The following is a 17543-nucleotide window of genomic DNA, read 5'->3' on the forward strand; positions in this document are numbered from 1 at the left end:
ACTGGCCCACAGGCGCAAAAGTTAAGGGGCGGTAAATCCGCCCCTGTAACCCATTGATATCATGTGGTGCGCCACGTGTCCCACGCGTGGGACACCCCGCGCTCAGGTATTGAACAGGAAGTGCAGGACGTCGCCGTCCTTGACCATGTAGCTCTTGCCCTCGGACCGCATCTTGCCGGCCTCCTTCGCGGGCTGCTCGCCGCCCAGCGTGACGAAATCGTCATAGGCGATGGTCTCGGCCCGGATGAAGCCCTTCTCGAAATCGCCGTGGATCACGCCTGCCGCCTGCGGTGCCATGGTCCCCTGCGCGATCGTCCAGGCCCGCGCCTCCTTCGGCCCCACGGTAAAGTAGGTCTCCAGGTGCAGCAGCTCGTAGCCCGCCCGGATCAGGCGATCCAGCCCCGGCTCCTCCAGCCCCATCTCGCCCAGGAATTCCTCGGCCTCCTCGGGCTCCAGCTGGCTGATCTCTTCCTCGATCCGCGCCGAGATGATGACATGCGAATTGCCCTCCGCCGCCGCCATCTCCGCCACTGCCGCCGAATGGGCGTTGCCCCCGGCCGCCTCTTCCTCGGAGACGTTGCAGACATAGAGCACCGGCTTGGTGGTCAGCAGCTGCAGCATGTTCCAGGCCTTGCGATCCTCGGCATCCACCTCGACCACGCGCGCGGGCCTGCCCTCTTCCAGCGCCGCCATCGCCGCCTTCATCAGGCGTTCCTGCTGGACAGCCTCCTTGTCGCCGCCCCGCACCTTGCGGACAATGCTCTGCATCCGCTTTTCCAGCGATTCCATGTCGGCGAGCATCAGCTCCATCTCGATGGTCTCGGCATCGGCCACCGGATCGACGCGACCTTCCACGTGGGTCACGTCGCCGTCTTCAAAGCACCGCAGGACGTGGGCGATCGCGTCCACCTCGCGGATGTTGGCCAGGAACTGGTTGCCCAGCCCCTCGCCCTTCGACGCGCCCTTCACCAGGCCCGCGATATCCACGAAGGTCATCCGCGTGGGAATGATCTGCTTCGACTTGGCGATCTCGGCCAGCTTGTCCAGCCGCGAATCCGGCACCGCGACCTCGCCCACGTTGGGCTCGATCGTGCAGAAGGGGAAATTGGCCGCCTGCGCCGCCGCCGTCCGCGTCAGCGCGTTGAAAAGGGTGGACTTGCCCACATTCGGCAGTCCGACGATTCCCATCTTGAAGCCCATGGCACCTGCTCCGTCCGTTTCGGGGCCTTCTAGGGCCTTGCCCCGCCCGCTGCAATGGCGGGGATGACCTTCGCCCCCGCGCGCCCCACTTCACTCCCCCTCGCGCCCCGCTCCATCGGCCTCTCCCCCGGCGCGCCCGACAAAATTCGGACGAATTTTGTAGCCCCCCGTCCCGCGTTTCGCCCTAACCCGCCAATTTTCCGCCCCCCGCCCCTGCCCGGAGCGCTTGATTTCCCCGCTCCCATTCGGCAGGACTGGCGGGCCTTTGGAGAGGGACCCGGAATGACCCGCATCGACGCCAAGTTCGCCACGCTCAGGGAAAGCGGCAAGAAAGCCTTCGTGGCCTACGTGATGGCCGGCGACCCCGATTACGAGACCTCGCTCGAGATCGTCAAAGGCCTTCCCGGCGCCGGCGTCGACGTGATCGAGCTGGGTCTGCCCTTCACCGATCCCATGGCCGACGGCCCCACGATCCAGGCCGCCGGCCAGCGCGCGCTCGAATCCGGCATGACGCTGCAGAAGACGCTCGACCTCGCCACCGCCTTCCGCGAGACCGACGACACGACGCCGATCGTCATGATGGGCTATTACAACCCGATCTATTCGCGCGGCGTGGACCGTTTCCTCGAGGATGCGAAGGCCGCCGGCATCGACGGGCTCATCGTCGTCGATCTTCCGCCCGAAGAGGATGACGAGCTTTGCATCCCCGCCCAGAAGGCCGGACTGAACTTCATCCGCCTCGCCACGCCGACCACGGATGACAAGCGCCTGCCCCGCGTGCTGCAGAACACGTCGGGCTTCGTTTACTACGTGTCCATTACCGGCATCACCGGCGCCGCCGAGGCGCAGGCCGACGATGTCGCGCCCGATGTCGCCCGCATCAAGGGCTCGACCGACCTGCCGGTCATCGTGGGCTTCGGCATCAAGACCCCGGCCACCGCCGCCTCCATAGCCGGTATCGCGGATGGCGCCGTCGTTGGCTCGGCCATCGTCGGCAAGATCGGCGCGGGCGAGCCGGTGGCCGACGTGCTGGACTTTGTCCGCACCCTGGCCGAGGGCACCCATTCGGTCTGATACCGCAGACATCGTCACATCCGGGCCGGCCGCATCTGCGTGCCGGCTCTTTTGCATTCACCCCTTCGCCTTCCCCCTTGCCCGCCCCGCTGGTCTGCGTTGCAAGCCCTTACAGGAATTGGTAAGCAAATCTTACCACCTCCTGAGGATCCTTCCATGCCCGTCATCACCAATATCGCCGACCTCAAGCGCCTTCATGAACGCCGCACCCCGCGCATGTTCTACGACTATTGTGAAAGCGGCTCCTGGACCGAGCAGACCTTCCGCGAGAACACCACCGATTTCGAGAAGATCCGCCTGCGCCAGAAGGTGGCCGTGGACATGACGGGCCGCACCACCGAAAGCACGATGATCGGCCAGCCGGTGACGATGCCCGTGGCGCTGGCGCCCGTGGGGCTGACCGGCATGCAATGCGCCGATGGCGAGATCAAGGCCGCCCGCGCGGCCGAGGCCTTCGGCGTGCCCTTCACCCTGTCCACGATGTCGATCAACTCGATCGAGGACGTGGCCGAAGCCACCAGCAAACCCTTCTGGTTCCAGCTTTACACGATGAAGGACACCGATTTCACCTCGCGGCTGATCGAACGGGCGAAGGCGGCGAAATGTTCGGCCCTGGTGATCACGCTGGACCTGCAGATCCTCGGGCAGCGGCACAAGGATCTGAAGAACGGGCTCTCCGCCCCGCCGAAGATGACGCCGAAGACGCTGGCCAACCTCGCCACCAAGTGGCGCTGGGGCATCGAGATGCTGAGCGCGAAGCGCCGCCATTTCGGCAATATCGTGGGCCACGTGCAGGGCGTGTCCGACATGTCGCAACTGGGCGCCTGGACGGCGGAACAGTTCGATCCCCAGCTCGACTGGGGCAAGATCGAAAAGCTGATGGAGCAATGGGGCGGCAAGGTCATCCTCAAGGGGATCCTCGATCCCGAAGACGCCAGGCTGGCGGCGAAGATGGGCGCCGATGCGATCACCGTGTCGAACCACGGCGGCCGGCAGCTTGACGGGGCGCTCAGCTCGATCCGTATGCTGCCTTCGATCCTCGATGCCGTGGGCAGCGACGTGGAAGTGCATCTCGACAGTGGCATCCGCTCGGGCCAGGACGTGCTGAAGGCGCTGGCCATGGGCGCGCACGGCACGATGATCGGCCGCGCCTTCGTCCACGGGCTGGGGGCCATGGGCCAGCAGGGCGTGGAAAGCGCGCTGCAGATCATCCAGAAAGAGCTCGACATCACCATGGCGCTTTGCGGCGAAACCGACGTGAAGAAGCTCGGCCGGCACAACCTGCTGATCCCCGAGGATTTCGAAGGCCGTTGGCAAGCCTGACCGTCCCGCGCTAGACCGGGGCCATGCTGGTCTTCTCCGCTCAGAACCTCGCCTTCATCGCCGTGCCCAAGACCGGGACCACGGCGGTGGAGATGGCGCTGCGGCCCCATGCCGACATCATCTTCACCAAGCACCGCAAGCACATGACGGCGCAACGGTTCCACAACAAGGTGGCGCCGTTCCTTGACCGGACCTTCGGCCTGACGCCCGAGCGCATGGCCGTGATCCGCGACCCCGAAGAGCAGATCCGCAGCTGGTATCGCTATCGCAGCGGCCAGCGGCAGAAAGGGTCCGACAAGAGCACCTTCGACATCAGCTTCGACGAATTCGTGCGCGACGTGATCTCGGACGACCCGCCGGTCCACGCGGGGATCGGCAGCCAGTGGAACATGGTGACGGGCAAGGGCGCGGTGATGGTGCATCACCTCTTCGCCTACGAGGACCAGCCCGTGTTCCGCGCCTTTCTCGACGACCGCTTCGGCGACCGCATCGTGGTGAAGGAAAAGAACGTCTCGCCCCCCGCCGACGCCCCGCTGGAGGACGCGACCCGCAAGGCGCTGCACCGCCGGCGGTCGAAGGAATTCGCGCTCTGGCAGCGCATCCGCGACGCGGGCGGCCACCTTGTGAGCGCGGTCTGAGGCCCCTGCCCACCCTTGCCCCTCAGGGGCCACACCCGGCACAGGCGGGGTGGGTGGGCGGGCGCCTGGGCCGGGTGTGGCCCGACGCGCCGCGGCAGTTCGGCGCTCAGGCTCTGCCGGCCAGGTCCGCAGCCGCGCCGCCAGAGCCTGCCCGACGCGCCGCCGATCCCCATGGCCGCCCCCGGAACCGCCGGCCGTGGCGCGGGCCTTGCAGTTGCGGCGTGAAGAGCACCCGGCCATCAGCCGAACCCTCTTTACAACAGCCCCCGTCTCGTCCATATGCGCGTCTTCACGCGGGCGCGACAGCCTTGGAGGCGCCCCGCTTATTCTGGAGAATACATCATGGCTAATGAGATTCCTGATCTCGAAGCCCTGGAACGCACGGGGACAGGCAAGGGCGCCGCTCGTCAGGCCCGCCGCAGCGGGCTGGTTCCGGGGATTGTTTTCGGTGGCGACAAAGATCCGCTGCCGATCAACATCGAATTCAACGCGCTGCTCAAGCGCCTGCGCGACGGCCGCTTCAAGTCGACGCTGTTCAACATGAAGGTCGAAGGGCACGAAGACGTCCGCGTCATCTGCCGCGACGTTCAGCGTGACGTGGTCAAGGACCTGCCGACCCATGTCGACTTCCTGCGCCTGCGCCGCACCACCAAGATCAACCTCTTCATCCCCGTCGAATTCATCGGCGAAGAGGAAGCGCCCGGCATCAAGCGCGGCGGCGTGCTGACCGTGGTCCGCCCCGAGGTCGAGCTGATCGTGACCGCCGGCGACATCCCGGAGAAGATCACCGTCGATCTGACCGGCATGGCCATCGGCGACATCGTCCACATCTCGGACGTGACCCTGCCGGCCGGCGCCAAGCCGACCATCGACCGCGACTTCGTGATCGCCAACATCTCGGCCCCGTCGGGCCTGGCGGCATCGGATGACGAGGACGAAGGTGAGGCGGAAACCGAAGTCGAAGCGGTGGAAACCACCGAAGAATGATCACCGCCTGACCGGTGAATCGGAACGGGGCCCTTCGGGGCCCCTTTTTTGTTTTGGGTGCCAGGAAAGGCGCCACCGAGCGGGGCATCTCCATCCGAGGCCCTGCACACCAAGAGACAGCCAAAGCAAAGCCGGGGGCAGTCTCCCACCCCCGGCTCGACCTCACGGCATCACCAGTCGCTCAGACCAGCTCCTGCACGCTTTCAAAGATCTCCAGGCTCGGCGGCCCCAGGTACAGGTCCTTGTTCCCGCCGGCGCCCTTGTGCGCCTGCCGGAACGCCTCGGACTTCGTCCAGTCCTCGAAATGTTGCTGGCTCTCCCAGGTGGTATGGGAGGCATACAGCACGTGGTCTTCCGCCTCGGGGCCCTTCAGCAGATGAAAGGCCACGAATCCGGGCACCGTTTTCAGGTGGCTGTCGCGCGCCTTCCAGACGGCCTCGAACTCTTCGGCGGCGTCCTTGCGGACCTTGAAACGGTTCATCGTCAGATACATCGCTACCTCTTTGACGTAAGTGGGAGGTTCGGGGCATAAGGGCTGGGAACCAATCGGGACTGCACCATGAAACTCTTTGTCGGCCTTGGCAATCCGGGCGCCGAATATGCGCGCAATCGCCACAACATCGGCTTCATGGCCCTCGACCGTATCGCGGAGGAGCATGGCTTCTCCCCCTGGAAGTCCAAGTTCCAGGGCCGCATCGCCGAAGGCCGCCTGGGCCGCGAAAAGGTCCTGCTGCTGAAGCCAGAAACCTACATGAACCGCTCTGGCCAGTCCGTGGGCGAGGCGCTGCGCTTTTACAAGCTGGAGCCGGAGGATGTCACCGTCTTCCACGACGAGCTCGACCTTGCCCCCGGCAAGTGCCGCGCCAAGTCCGGCGGCGGGCATGCCGGCCACAACGGGCTGCGCTCGCTCCATGCGCATGTCGGCGACAGCTACCACCGGATCCGGCTGGGCATTGGCCACCCCGGCCGCAAGGAGCTGGTCGCAGGCTACGTGCTGCACGATTTCGCCAAGGCCGACGAGGACTGGCTCGACGATCTGCTGCGCGGCATCGCCGACGGCGCCCCGGCGCTGGCAGATGGCGATACGGCCAGGTTCATGAACGCCGTCTCCCTGCGCGTGGCCCCGCCCCGCTCGGGCGGCGGAGAGGCGAAGGGCGGCAAGCCGGGCCCAAAACCCGGGCCAAAATCCGGATCGTCCCCCCAGTCGTCCACCGCCAAGGCGCCCCCCGACACGCCGCCGTCCACGACCGACGACAGCCGCTCCGCGCTTCAGAAACTGGTCGACAAGTTCAAATGAGGCCCACATGAGGTTCCCCGACGCCCTGCGCGATCAGGCGCGGTCCTGCCGCGCGCTCGGGTCGCCCTTCATGGATCGCCTGCTGACCGGGCTGGCCGATCACATGCCGCCGGGCACGCCGCTGCGCGACCGGATCGAAGGCTGGCCCGCGCCGCTGGGGTCCTCGCATGCTTCCCTGCCGCTCCGGCTTGCCTCCGGCCTGCACCACCTGGTGCTGACCGGCAGCGACGGCGCGCTGGCCGACGTCTACCCGCCCAACGCGGTGGACGACGCGACCCTGATCCGCACCGTGCTGGACGCGCTCGACCGGCACGAAAGCTTCCTGATGTCCTGGATCGACCGGCCGCCCCAGACCAACGAGGTGCGCCGCTCCACCGGGCTGATCCCGGCGGCCCATGTCCTCGCCGCGCGCTTCGGCCTGCCCTTCGTGCTGTCGGAACTTGGCGCCAGCGGCGGGCTCAACCTGATGTTCGACCGCTATGCCCTGCGCGCGGGGGGCATCCAGCTGGGCGCCGAGGACCCTGTGCTGACCCTGACACCCGACTGGACCGGCCCGGTGCCGGATCCGGTGGCCTTCCGCATCGCCGACCGCCGCGGGGTGGACCTGACGCCGCTGAACCTGCTCGACCCGGCCGAGGTCACGCGGCTGATGTCCTACCTCTGGCCCGATCAGGCGGAACGCCGCAGGCTCACCCTGCGCGCCATCGAAACGATAGAGCTTTCCATCGAACGGGGCGACGCCATCGACTGGCTGCACACCCGCCTGTCGGCGCAGCGCAAGGGGCATGTCCACGTGATCTTCCACACCGTCGCCTGGCAGTACTTCCCGGCCGACCTCCAGGCCCGGGGCGAGGCCCTGATTGCCGAGGCCGGAGCACAGGCGACGGACGAGGCGCCGCTGGCCCGGATCGCGATGGAGGCCGACGACGCCGGCCGCGGCGCGGGCCTGACCCTGCAGTTCTGGCCCGGCGGACAAACCGAACAACTCGCCCGGATCGACTTCCACGGCCGCTGGATCGACTGGACAGGCTGAACCGGCCCCCTATGTCCCTGTGCTGATCGCAAGAATTGAACCATCGGCCGGCAACGTGGCAGGCTGGACCGGACAGCCAGGAGACCCAATGGAACCCGAAGCCAGCATCAACGTCCTGGGCGGCCCCCTCGCCCCCTGCTCCCGCGACCCGCTCACCGGGTATTTCCGCGATGCCCATTGCAACACCTGCACCGCCGACACCGGCAGCCACACGGTCTGCGCGGTGATGACCGACGAATTCCTCGCCTATTCGAAATACGTGGGCAACGACCTGTCGACGCCCCGTCCGGTCTTCGGCTTTCCGGGGCTCAAGGCCGGGGACCAGTGGTGCCTGTGCGCCGCGCGCTTCCTGCAGGCCCATGACGAGGGCTGCGCGCCGAAGGTCTCGCTCCATGCCACCCATGAACGGGCGCTGGACATCGTGCCGCTCGACGTGCTCGAGCGATACGCCACCACCGATGAGTGACCGCAGGTCGCGGCCGCTGGAGGCCTTCACCGTCCCCGCGTTGATCAGCGGCTGGCCGGCGCGCGCGCCCTTTGACGCCAGTCCGCGCCGCACCTATGCCCCTGCCCGCGCGCGCGCGGCGCTCGTCGCACTCGCGGCCCTGACGCTTGCGCTGCTCTGCGCCGCCCTGCCGGTCACCGCGCAGGAGGACGGCACCTGGTTTGCCACCGACACGCTCAACGGCGGGCTGGGCGAGGTTCCCGCCTGGCTCGACCGGTCAAGCCCGCAGGGCACGATCGAAAGCTTCCAGGCCGCGATCTTCAAGGGCGATTACGACGCCGCCGCCCATTTGCTGGATCTCTCCGACGTGCCCGAGACGCAGCAGGCCGTCGCCGGGCCCGAGCTGGCCGGGATGCTCAACACCGTGCTGTCGCGCAAGGTCATCATCGACTGGAACGGCCTGTCGGACCGGCCCGACGGCGTGCCGGCCCATGCCGCCACCCCGGAAGACCGCAAGCCCAACCGCTCGGTCATGCTCTGGACGATCGATCTGCCCGACCGGCCCGTCCCCATGCGGCTGAGCCGGGTGAAACCCGCCGATGGCGATCCGGTCTGGGTCTTCTCGCGCCAGACCGTGCGCAACCTGCCCGCCATGGAAGAGATGCACGGCCCCAGCCAGCTAGAGCAGCACCTGCCCGATCCGCTGCGACAGCGCGCCATCTGGGGCCTCTTCTGGTGGGAGATCATGGCCCTGCCGATCGTCGTGATACTGGCCATCGCGATCGGCATGCTCGTGCACCGGATCCTCAGCCGCCTGGCCGGACGCGCCAGGGGCAGCCTGTCGACCGCGGTGATCCGCTCGGTCCGGGTGCCGGCGGTGCTGATCGCAGTCTCCGGCCTGGCCTGGGCCTGTTCCACCTGGCTTTTCGTCTTCTCCGGCCCGATCGACGTGGTGCTGTCTCCGCTGATCGCCACCGGCGTCGTCGCCGCCATCTTCATCCTGCTGATGAACACGGTGGACGAGATCCTCGACCGGATCCTCAACTTCGACGATTTCGACCTGTCGGCCATCGGCCCCGAGCTGGAGGAGCGCCGGTCGCTGGCCACCAAGGTCGCCGCCGCGCGGCGCACGGCGCTGGTGATCGTCTTCCTGATCGGCACCGGCGTGGTGCTGTCCTCGGCCGGGCTTTTCCGGACCATCGGCGTCTCGATCCTCGCCTCCGCCGGGGTGCTGACGCTGATCCTCGGCTTCGCCGCACGCAACGTGCTGGCCAACATCATGTCGTCGCTGCAGATCTCGGTGAACCAGTCGGCGCGGATCGGCGACATGGTGATGTTCCGCGACCGGCTCTGCACGGTGGAACGGGTGAACTTCACATATGTCCAGCTGCGCATCTGGACCGGCGAGCGGCTGGTCGTTCCGGTGACCACCTTCACCGACGAGGTGTTCGAGAACTGGATGATGGGCTCGCCCGAGGCGATCCGCACGATCGAGATGACCCTGACCCCCGAGGCCGATGTCTCGGCCCTGCGCGAGGCCTTCACGAAGATCCTCGACCGGGGACGTGAACAGGGATGGACCCTGGGCGAGCTGGATCAGGCCGGCGTGCAGGTGACGTCGGTGGATCTCTTCGGCAAGCACGTGATGTTCAAGGTGCCGACGACCGATCCGAACTCGGCCTGGGACATCGTCTGCAACGTGCGCGAGGACCTGATCGACGAGATCGTGCGCATCCAGTCCCGCGACGGCATCCGCTTCTTTCCCGCCCCGCCTCCCGCAGAGGCGGGCTGAGACCCCGGCACCAAGATTTTCCCGGAAAATCTTGCCAAATTTCTATGAAGAAATTTGTTCCCGACGCCGCGCCCCGGACCGACCCGAACCGCCCGTCCCGGACCGGGCCAATCGCCCCCCGGCGCCCCTCCGCCGCTCAGTCGACCACGACGATCCCGCTGTGTTTCGACTTGTGCTCCGGTTCCACGTGGATGGTGACCCGGCTGTCGGGAACCGCATCGTGGATCGCATGTTCCACGCGGTCACAGATCTCGTGCGCCGTGAACACGCTCATATCCCCCGGCACCACCAGGTGGAACTCGACGAAGGTCGCCTTGCCCGCCAGCCGCGTGCGCAGGTCATGCGCCTCGACCGCGCCCTCGGCCTTGCAGGATATGATCTCTCGGATTTCTGTCAGCACGCGATCCGGCACCGCCTCGTCCATCAGCCCGCTGAGCGACTCCTTCACCACCTTCGATCCCGACCACAGGATGTTCAGCGCCACCAGCGCCGCCATCAGCGGATCCAGCATCCACCAGCCGCTGACCAGCGCCAGGACGACGCCCACGGCCACCCCGGCCGAGGTCACCACGTCGGTCCACAGGTGCTTGCCATCCGCCTCCAGCGCCGGCGATCTCAGCCGCCGCCCCTGCCGCACCAGGACAAAGGCCCAGACCGCGTTCAGCAGCGTCGCCAGACCGTTGACCGCCAGCCCCTCCACCGGGGCGGTGACAGGGTGCGGATCGAGAAAGCCGTGATACGCCTCCCGCGCGATGAAAAGCGCTGCGACGATGATCATCACGCCCTCCAGCACGGCACTGAAATACTCGGCCTTGTGATGCCCAAAGGGATGGTTCGAATCCGCCGGACGCGCCGCCACCTGGATCGCCACCAGCGCGGCCACCGCGGTGGCCAGGTTCACCGTGCTTTCCAGCGCGTCCGACAACAGCGCGACGGACCCGGTGATCCACCAGGCCAGGGCCTTCAGCCCCAGCACGAGGCAGCCGACCAGCAGGCTTCCCACCGCGAGTTTCAGAGTGGCAGACAAGAGGCGGTCTCCGGCAGCTCGGCGGGACAGGCGGCACCCGCGGGGGACGGCTTATCAGCTGCCCCCTTCAGGAAAGGTTACGGTCCTCGGGGCCGGCCCCGGCCAGCCCCCTCTTCAGGTTCAGACGGGCCTCAGCCCATGCCGTTCATCTCGAAGCCCAGGTGCTTGGCGACGGTAAAGATGTCCTTGTCGCCGCGCCCGCACATGTTCATGCAGATGATGTGGTCCTTCGGCAGCCCGGGCGCGATCTTCATCACGTGACCCAGCGCGTGGCAGGGCTCCAGCGCCGGGATGATGCCCTCGGTCGTGCAGCAAAGCTGGAACGCCTCCAGCGCCTCCTTGTCTGTGATCGAGACATATTCGGCGCGTCCGATATCGTGCAGCCAGGAATGCTCGGGCCCGATGCCGGGATAATCCAGCCCGGCCGAGATCGAGTAACCTTCCAGGATCTGCCCGTCGTCGTCCTGCAGCAGGTAGGTCCGGTTGCCATGCAGCACGCCCGGACGCCCGCCGGTCAGCGAGGCGCAGTGCTCCATCTTCTCGTTCACGCCCTTGCCGCCGGCCTCCACGCCGATGATCTGCACGCTGTCGTCGTCGAGGAAGGGGTAGAACAGGCCCATGGCGTTCGACCCGCCGCCAATCGCGGCGATGATCGTGTCGGGCAGACGGCCTTCGGCGGCCTGCATCTGCTCCTTGGCTTCCTTGCCGATGATCGACTGGAAATCGCGGACCATGGCCGGATAGGGATGCGGCCCTGCCACGGTGCCGATGCAGTAGAAGGTGTCGCGCACGTTGGTCACCCAGTCGCGCAGCGCGTCGTTCATCGCGTCCTTCAGCGTGCCGCGCCCCGAGGTCACCGGGACCACCTCGGCCCCCAGCAGGCGCATGCGGAAGACGTTGGGCGCCTGGCGCTCCACGTCGTGGGCGCCCATGTAGACCACGCATTTCAGCCCGAACTTGGCACAGACCGTGGCCGTTGCCACGCCATGCTGGCCCGCGCCGGTCTCGGCGATGATCCGGGTCTTGCCCATGCGGCGGGCCAGGATGATCTGGCCCAGCACGTTGTTGATCTTGTGCGCGCCGGTATGGTTCAGCTCGTCGCGCTTCATGTAGACCTTGGCCCCGCCCAGGTGCTCGGTCAGCCGCTCCGCGAAATACAGAGGGCTGGGGCGGCCCACGTAATGGGTCCACAGATCGTGCATCTCGGCCCAGAAGCTGTCATCCGTCTTGGCATTCTCGTACTGTTCCTCCAGCTCGAGGATCAGCGGCATGAGAGTTTCCGACACGAAACGCCCGCCGAAGAGGCCAAAGCGGCCATTCTCGTCGGGGCCGGTCATGAAGGAGTTCACGAGATCGTTCATCGGATCGACCTTCCTTTAGGTGACAGCACTGGCCGGTGATATGGGACAGCGCGCCACATTTCCAGCCGAAACTCCACCCCCGCGCCCTCAAAAACCCCGTCCGAAAACTTTCCCAGAAAGTTTTCCCAAAATTCTCGTGGAGAATTTTCTCCCCGCCCGCAGCCGGCTATCATCGCCCACACAACAGGAAGGGGGCCCCATGGACCTGAAACGCGGCTACAAGGATCTCATCGCAGAGGCCAATGCCCAGATCGAAACCGTTCCCCCGGCCGAGGCCATCGCCCGGCTAAAGGATGAGACCGTCGTGTTCGTCGACCTGCGCGACCGGCGCGAGCTGGAACGCGAGGGGCGCGTGCCCGGCGCCTTCAATTGCCCGCGCGGCATGCTGGAATTCTGGATCGACCCCGAGAGCCCCTATCACAAGCCCGTCTTCGCCGAACGGAAGACCTTCCTGTTCTACTGCGCCTCCGCATGGCGCTCGGCCCTGGCCACCAAGGCGGCGCAGGACATGGGGCTGACCCCGGTGGCCCATGTCGAGGGCGGCTTCAAGGCGTGGAAAGAGGCCGGCGGACCGGTGGAAGAGGTGGAGCGGCGCTAGCACCGGCGCGACAGGCCGCGCAGCGGCCTGCCCTGGAAAAGACCCTCAGGCCGCGACGGCGGCCTGCCCGAACCGCGCGATCAGCGCGGGGTCCTTCACGCCGCGCGTGCTTTCAATCCCGGTCGAGACATCGACCTGCTTCGCCCCGGTGCGCTTCAGCGCCTCGCCCAGGTTCTCGGGCGTGAGCCCCCCGGCCAGGATCCACGGCACCGGCCAGCGCCGCCCGGCCAGCAGGCGCCAGTCGAAGGCCAGACCGTTGCCCCCCGGCAGGTCGGCACCCTTCGGCGCCTTGGCATCTACCAGCAGCTGATCGGCCACCCGGCCATAGACATCCAGCGCCGCAAGGTCGTCCGGCCCCGATACGCCGACCGCCTTCATGACCGGCAGCCCGTGACGGGCCTTCAGCTCCAGCACCCGGTCCGGGCTCTCGTGGCCATGAAGCTGCAGCATGTCGATCGGCACCGCCTTCAGCAGCGCGTCAAGCATGGCGTCATCGGCATCCACCGTCAGCGCCACCTTGCAGATCCCCTCGGGCACCCCGGCCGCCAGCGCGGCCGCGGTGTCGAAATCCACCGCCCGCGGCGATTTCGGGAAGAATACGAAACCGACATAGGCCGCCCCGGCAGCAGCCGCGGCGGCGATGTCTCCGGGCGTTTTCAGCCCGCAGAACTTGACCCGGATATCCGAAGATCCGGCCGGCAGGGACAGGTCCATGTCCCCGCTCACGCGTCCTCGAGAATGGCGAGGACCTCGTCCTTGCCCTTGTTCTTCTCTTTCTTCAGACGCTTCACCTCGCGTTCCAGCTTGCGCGCCTCGCGCGAACTGGTCGCGGCCGCCTTGCGGTGGCGGTATTCGCGAATCCATTCCCAGATGAAGCCGACCAGCACGCCGACAGCCACGCTCGCCAGGATCACCGTGAACACCGGCAGGGTCACCACGATGTTCCACCCCATGAACTCCGCCACCGGATCGGGGTACAACGCCAGCGTCAGCGGCTCCCGATTGGCCAGCGACATCGACACCAGGACGATGGCGATGAGTGCCAGTATGGCGTAGCGAACATAGCGCATGTTTATTCGACCTTTCCGTTCAGCCTGTCCCGCAAGAGCTTGCCGGTCTTGAAGAACGGGACATGTTTTTCCTCAACATGAACCGTTTCGCCAGTGCGCGGGTTGCGGCCGATGCGCGCATCCCTCTTCTTGACCGAAAAGGCACCGAAGCCACGCAATTCGACCCGGTCACCGCGCGCCATGGCACCGGTGACCTCTTCGAAGAACGTATTCACGATGCGCTCCACGTCCCGTTGATAGAGATGCGGGTTTTCTTCGGCGATCTTCTGTATCAGTTCTGATCTGATCATGACGTCCTACCCTCCCCGTGCGGCAAGGTTCGATCCGAGCCTATCCGGGAACTATAGGAACTAATGCGGCGCTCGCAAACGACAAGTTATTGTCTTGGCCCAGAAAATTGGCCTGCCAGCCCCCGATTCATGCCTTGACTCGTAGCCCCCGGCTCCAACCGCCCCGGTTGCGGTCCCGGGCCGACCAACCCAAGGGAGATCACCGAATCAAAAGAACATTGCGCTCGACGGACAAAAAAGGCCCCGCACCACCGGTGCGGGACCCCTTGATCTGCAGTCTGTACGACGCTCGCAGCGCGCCGGCAGGATTACTCGTCGTCGCCCTTGAGCGCGGCGCCCAGGATGTCGCCCAGCGACGCACCCGAGTCCGAGGACCCGTACTGCTGCACGGCTTCCTTCTCTTCGGCGATCTCGCGTGCCTTGATCGACAGGCCCAGACGGCGGGTCTTGTTGTCGATGTTGGTGACGCGCACGTCGATGTGGTCACCGACCGAGAACCGCTCGGGGCGCTGCTCGGAGCGATCACGCGACAGGTCGGAGCGACGGATGAAGGACTTCATGCCCTCGTAGGTCACTTCGATGCCGCCGTCCTCGATGGCCGTCACTTCGACGGTCACGATCGAGCCACGCTTCACGGCGCCGGTCGCATCGGCGAACTTGTCGCCGCCCACGGCCTTGATCGACAGCGAAATCCGCTCTTTCTCCACGTCCACTTCGGAGACAACGGCCTTGACCACGTCGCCCTTGCGGTAGTTCTGGATCGCGTCTTCGCCACGCTCGTCCCACGACAGGTCCGAGAGGTGAACCATGCCGTCGATGTCGCCCGGCAGACCGACGAACAGACCGAATTCGGTGATGTTCTTGACCTCGCCCTCGACCTCGGTGCCCTCGGGATGCGTCTCGGCAAAGACTTCCCACGGGTTGCGCATGGTCTGCTTCAGGCCCAGCGACACGCGGCGCTTGGCACCGTCGATTTCCAGGACCATGACGTCCACCTCCTGCGAGGTCGACACGATCTTGCCCGGATGGACGTTCTTCTTCGTCCAGGACATCTCGGAGACGTGCACGAGGCCTTCGACACCCGGCTCCAGTTCCACGAATGCACCGTAATCGGTGATGTTCGTGACACGGCCCTTGTGGACCGAGGCCAGCGGGTACTTGACCGCCACCAGATCCCACGGGTCTTCCTGCAGCTGCTTCATGCCCAGGGAGATACGGTGGGTTTCCTTGTTGATCTTGATGACCTGGACCTTGACGGTCTCGCCGATCGACAGGATCTCGGAGGGGTGGTTCACACGGCGCCATGCCATGTCGGTGACGTGCAGCAGGCCGTCCACACCGCCCAGGTCGACGAATGCGCCGTACTCGGTGATGTTCTTGACCACACCGTCAACGGTGTCACCCTCTTTCAGGCGGCCGATGACCTCGGCGCGCTGCTCGGCACGCGATTCTTCCAGGATGGCGCGGCGCGACACAACGATGTTGCCCCGGCGGCGGTCCATTTTCAGGATCTGGAACGGCTGCTTGAGGCCCATCAGCGGGCCGGCGTCGCGCACGGGCCGCACGTCAACCTGGGAGCCGGGCAGGAAGGCCACGGCGCCGCCAAGATCGACGGTGAAGCCACCCTTGACGCGGTTGAAGATCGCACCTTCGACGCGCTGGTCGTCGGCATATGCTTTTTCGAGGCGGTCCCAGGCTTCCTCGCGGCGGGCCATCTCGCGCGAGATGACGGCTTCGCCACGGGCGTTCTCGGCGGCGCGAAGATAGACTTCGACCTCGTCGCCCACGCCGATATCGGCGGATTCACCGGGGTTTGCGAATTCTTTCAGATCGACGCGGCCTTCCATCTTGTAGCCGACATCGATGATGGCCTGGCCTGCCTCGACGGCGATGACCTTGCCCTTGACGACAGTGCCCTCATCGGGCGTGTCCATTTCGAAGCTTTCGTTAAGGAGGGCTTCGAATTCCTCCATGGATGCGCTTTGAGCCATACGGGTCTCGGTTTCCTTTTAAGCGTTATACTGGCCGCGCGGTTGTCTCCGCCGGTCTATGGATTGGGAGAAGATGCGCAAAACAAAGAGGGCCGGGAATGTCCGACCCTGCTCGCCTCTTGTCTTGCGGTGATTTCACCTTCTGGCCGCGCGTATTAGTGCGTTTGAGGCCGAAAGGCAAGGCAAAAGCCCCCGGGGCCGGCTCTGGCATCCACTCTCACCGGTCCGGCCCACAGCTGTCCCGGGCCGCCTCCGGACCGAACGGCGCCTCCGGCTTTCCTGAACCAAGCAGGCCCGGCTTTGCGGACCGGGCCTGCATCGGGGGCGTTTCTTGACAGATCGTTAATCCGCCGCTGTAACCCATTGGAATCCCTGGGGCGCCCAAGTGTCCCACGCGTGGGACACCCGGCTCAGCAAAAGCGTTCCGGACCCACCCAGGCGGCCGCGTGATAGCGGTCGCCATGGGCCCAGCCCACCGGCAGGATCTGCTCGATCCGGGCCAGATCGCTGTCCGACAGCGTCAGCTCCCCGCCCGAGACGCATTCCCTCAGGTGCTGAACCGACCGCGTGCCCGGGATCGGGATGACATGGTCGCCCCGGCTCAGCAGCCAGGCATTGGCCAGCGCCGCGGCACTTGTCCCCATCTCTGCGGCCAGCGCCCGGAAGGCATCGGTCAGGCGCAGGTTCTCGGCCAGGTTCGGATCGGTGAAGCGCGGGTTCGCGGCAAGGAACGGCAGGTCCCCGATCCGCTCGCGCGGGATCGGATTGTCCGTCAGAAGCGACCGCCCCACCGGCGAGAAGGCGACGAAGGCCACGCCCAGCTCGGCGCAGGTCTGCACCAGCCCCAGTTCCGGCGCGCGGGTGGACAGCGAATATTCCGACTGCACCGCCGCCACCGGAAAGGCCGTCATCGCGCGGCGCAGGGTCGAGGGCGCGACCTCGGACAGACCGATGGCCTTCGCCTTGCCCTTCTCGACCATCTTGCCAAGGTTCGCCGCCGTCTCCTCGGGCGTGAACTTCGGATCGCGGCGGTGGGCGTAGAAGATGTCGACACAGTCGATCCCCATCCGCTCCAGCGACTTGTCCAGCTCGGCCTCGAGATGCTCGGCCGAATTGTCCAGGATCCGGTTGCCGTCGGCATCGGTGGTGAAGGTCGCCTTGGTCGCGATCACGAATTCGTCGCGCGCGCCAGGGTTGGCCTTCAGGTAGGAGCCGATCGCGCGTTCCGATTTGCCCATGCCATAGACATTGGCCGTGTCCAGATGCGTCACGCCCCAGTCTCGGCAGGCGTCCAGGATCGCGTGGCTCTCGGTTTCGTTGGTGGGGCCGTACATATCCGAAAACGACATCGCCCCGTATCCGATCGCCCCGACCTCCGGCCCGTTCGCCCCCAGTTTGCGCGTGTCCATGCCCCGTC

General features: G+C 66.2%; 18 protein-coding genes. 9 read left to right on the top strand and 9 right to left on the bottom strand.

The genetic code is table 11. The features are described 5' to 3' along the window. Positions 1–102 precede the first annotated feature (102 nt). A complete protein-coding gene (gene ychF, locus ATO3_RS19880; RefSeq protein WP_088651655.1) occupies positions 103–1200 on the bottom strand; it encodes a redox-regulated ATPase YchF in 1098 nt (365 codons plus the stop codon). Between the two features lie 282 nt (positions 1201–1482). Here ychF and trpA point away from each other — a divergent pair, with 282 nt between their 5' ends. The 4 genes from trpA (at position 1483) to ATO3_RS19900 (ending at position 5222) form a co-directional block, all read left to right on the top strand. Beyond that, positions 1483–2274, top strand: a complete 792-nt coding sequence (trpA, locus tag ATO3_RS19885) for a tryptophan synthase subunit alpha (RefSeq protein ID WP_088651656.1) — start codon at positions 1483–1485, stop codon at positions 2272–2274. 156 nt (positions 2275–2430) lie between these two features. Continuing rightward, entirely contained in the window at positions 2431–3597 is a 1167-nt protein-coding gene (locus ATO3_RS19890) for an alpha-hydroxy acid oxidase (RefSeq protein ID WP_088651657.1), read from the top strand. A gap of 23 nt (positions 3598–3620) precedes the next feature. Further along, positions 3621–4235 (top strand): hypothetical protein, encoded by a 615-nt coding sequence (locus ATO3_RS19895; protein WP_088651658.1) that lies wholly within the window; start codon positions 3621–3623, stop codon positions 4233–4235. 342 nt (positions 4236–4577) lie between these two features. Continuing rightward, positions 4578–5222 (top strand): 50S ribosomal protein L25/general stress protein Ctc, encoded by a 645-nt coding sequence (locus ATO3_RS19900; RefSeq protein WP_088651659.1) that lies wholly within the window; start codon positions 4578–4580, stop codon positions 5220–5222. Between the two features lie 181 nt (positions 5223–5403). Here ATO3_RS19900 and ATO3_RS19905 read toward each other — a convergent pair whose 3' ends face one another. After that, positions 5404–5715 carry an antibiotic biosynthesis monooxygenase family protein gene (locus tag ATO3_RS19905; RefSeq protein WP_088651660.1) on the bottom strand — a complete coding sequence of 104 codons (312 nt, stop codon included), beginning with the start codon at positions 5713–5715 and terminating at the stop codon, positions 5404–5406. A gap of 66 nt (positions 5716–5781) precedes the next feature. Here ATO3_RS19905 and pth point away from each other — a divergent pair, with 66 nt between their 5' ends. The 4 genes from pth to ATO3_RS19925 all read left to right on the top strand — a co-directional run bounded on the left by pth (position 5782) and on the right by ATO3_RS19925 (position 9789). After that, a complete protein-coding gene (gene pth, locus ATO3_RS19910) occupies positions 5782–6519 on the top strand; it encodes an aminoacyl-tRNA hydrolase (RefSeq protein WP_088651661.1) in 738 nt (245 codons plus the stop codon). Between the two features lie 7 nt (positions 6520–6526). Then, positions 6527–7552 (top strand): DUF2332 domain-containing protein, encoded by a 1026-nt coding sequence (locus tag ATO3_RS19915; protein WP_088651662.1) that lies wholly within the window; start codon positions 6527–6529, stop codon positions 7550–7552. 88 nt (positions 7553–7640) lie between these two features. Further along, positions 7641–8018: a DUF2237 family protein gene (locus ATO3_RS19920; protein ID WP_088651663.1), complete on the top strand. Its 378-nt coding sequence runs from the start codon at positions 7641–7643 to the stop codon at positions 8016–8018. Then, on the top strand, positions 8011–9789 hold the full coding sequence (locus ATO3_RS19925; RefSeq protein ID WP_158218025.1) for a mechanosensitive ion channel family protein: 1779 nt from the start codon (positions 8011–8013) through the stop codon (positions 9787–9789). The genes ATO3_RS19920 and ATO3_RS19925 overlap by 8 nt, the downstream gene beginning before the upstream one ends. A gap of 136 nt (positions 9790–9925) precedes the next feature. Here the strand turns inward: ATO3_RS19925 and ATO3_RS19930 are convergent, their stop codons facing one another. Then, positions 9926–10816 carry a cation diffusion facilitator family transporter gene (locus ATO3_RS19930; RefSeq protein ID WP_088651665.1) on the bottom strand — a complete coding sequence of 297 codons (891 nt, stop codon included), beginning with the start codon at positions 10814–10816 and terminating at the stop codon, positions 9926–9928. A 131-nt stretch (positions 10817–10947) separates the two neighbouring features. After that, positions 10948–12177, bottom strand: coding sequence for a tryptophan synthase subunit beta (trpB, locus tag ATO3_RS19935; RefSeq protein ID WP_088651666.1), 1230 nt, complete (start codon positions 12175–12177; stop codon positions 10948–10950). Positions 12178–12376: 199 nt separating this feature from the next. Here trpB and ATO3_RS19940 point away from each other — a divergent pair, with 199 nt between their 5' ends. Beyond that, positions 12377–12775, top strand: a complete 399-nt coding sequence (locus ATO3_RS19940) for a rhodanese-like domain-containing protein (RefSeq protein ID WP_088651667.1) — start codon at positions 12377–12379, stop codon at positions 12773–12775. A 45-nt stretch (positions 12776–12820) separates the two neighbouring features. Here the strand turns inward: ATO3_RS19940 and ATO3_RS19945 are convergent, their stop codons facing one another. From ATO3_RS19945 to ATO3_RS19965, 5 genes are all read right to left on the bottom strand, one after another. Beyond that, positions 12821–13489: a phosphoribosylanthranilate isomerase gene (locus tag ATO3_RS19945; RefSeq protein WP_088651668.1), complete on the bottom strand. Its 669-nt coding sequence runs from the start codon at positions 13487–13489 to the stop codon at positions 12821–12823. Between the two features lie 8 nt (positions 13490–13497). Further along, entirely contained in the window at positions 13498–13845 is a 348-nt protein-coding gene (locus tag ATO3_RS19950; protein ID WP_088651669.1) for a lipopolysaccharide assembly protein LapA domain-containing protein, read from the bottom strand. A 2-nt stretch (positions 13846–13847) separates the two neighbouring features. Beyond that, positions 13848–14135, bottom strand: a complete 288-nt coding sequence (ihfB, locus tag ATO3_RS19955; RefSeq protein WP_088651670.1) for an integration host factor subunit beta — start codon at positions 14133–14135, stop codon at positions 13848–13850. A 308-nt stretch (positions 14136–14443) separates the two neighbouring features. Next, on the bottom strand, positions 14444–16126 hold the full coding sequence (rpsA, locus tag ATO3_RS19960; RefSeq protein ID WP_088651671.1) for a 30S ribosomal protein S1: 1683 nt from the start codon (positions 16124–16126) through the stop codon (positions 14444–14446). A 410-nt stretch (positions 16127–16536) separates the two neighbouring features. Continuing rightward, a complete protein-coding gene (locus ATO3_RS19965) occupies positions 16537–17535 on the bottom strand; it encodes an aldo/keto reductase (RefSeq protein ID WP_088651672.1) in 999 nt (332 codons plus the stop codon). Positions 17536–17543 lie beyond the last annotated feature (8 nt).

The sequence above is a fragment of the Marinibacterium profundimaris genome (genome assembly GCF_002210095.1).
Taxonomy (GTDB): domain Bacteria; phylum Pseudomonadota; class Alphaproteobacteria; order Rhodobacterales; family Rhodobacteraceae; genus Marinibacterium; species Marinibacterium profundimaris.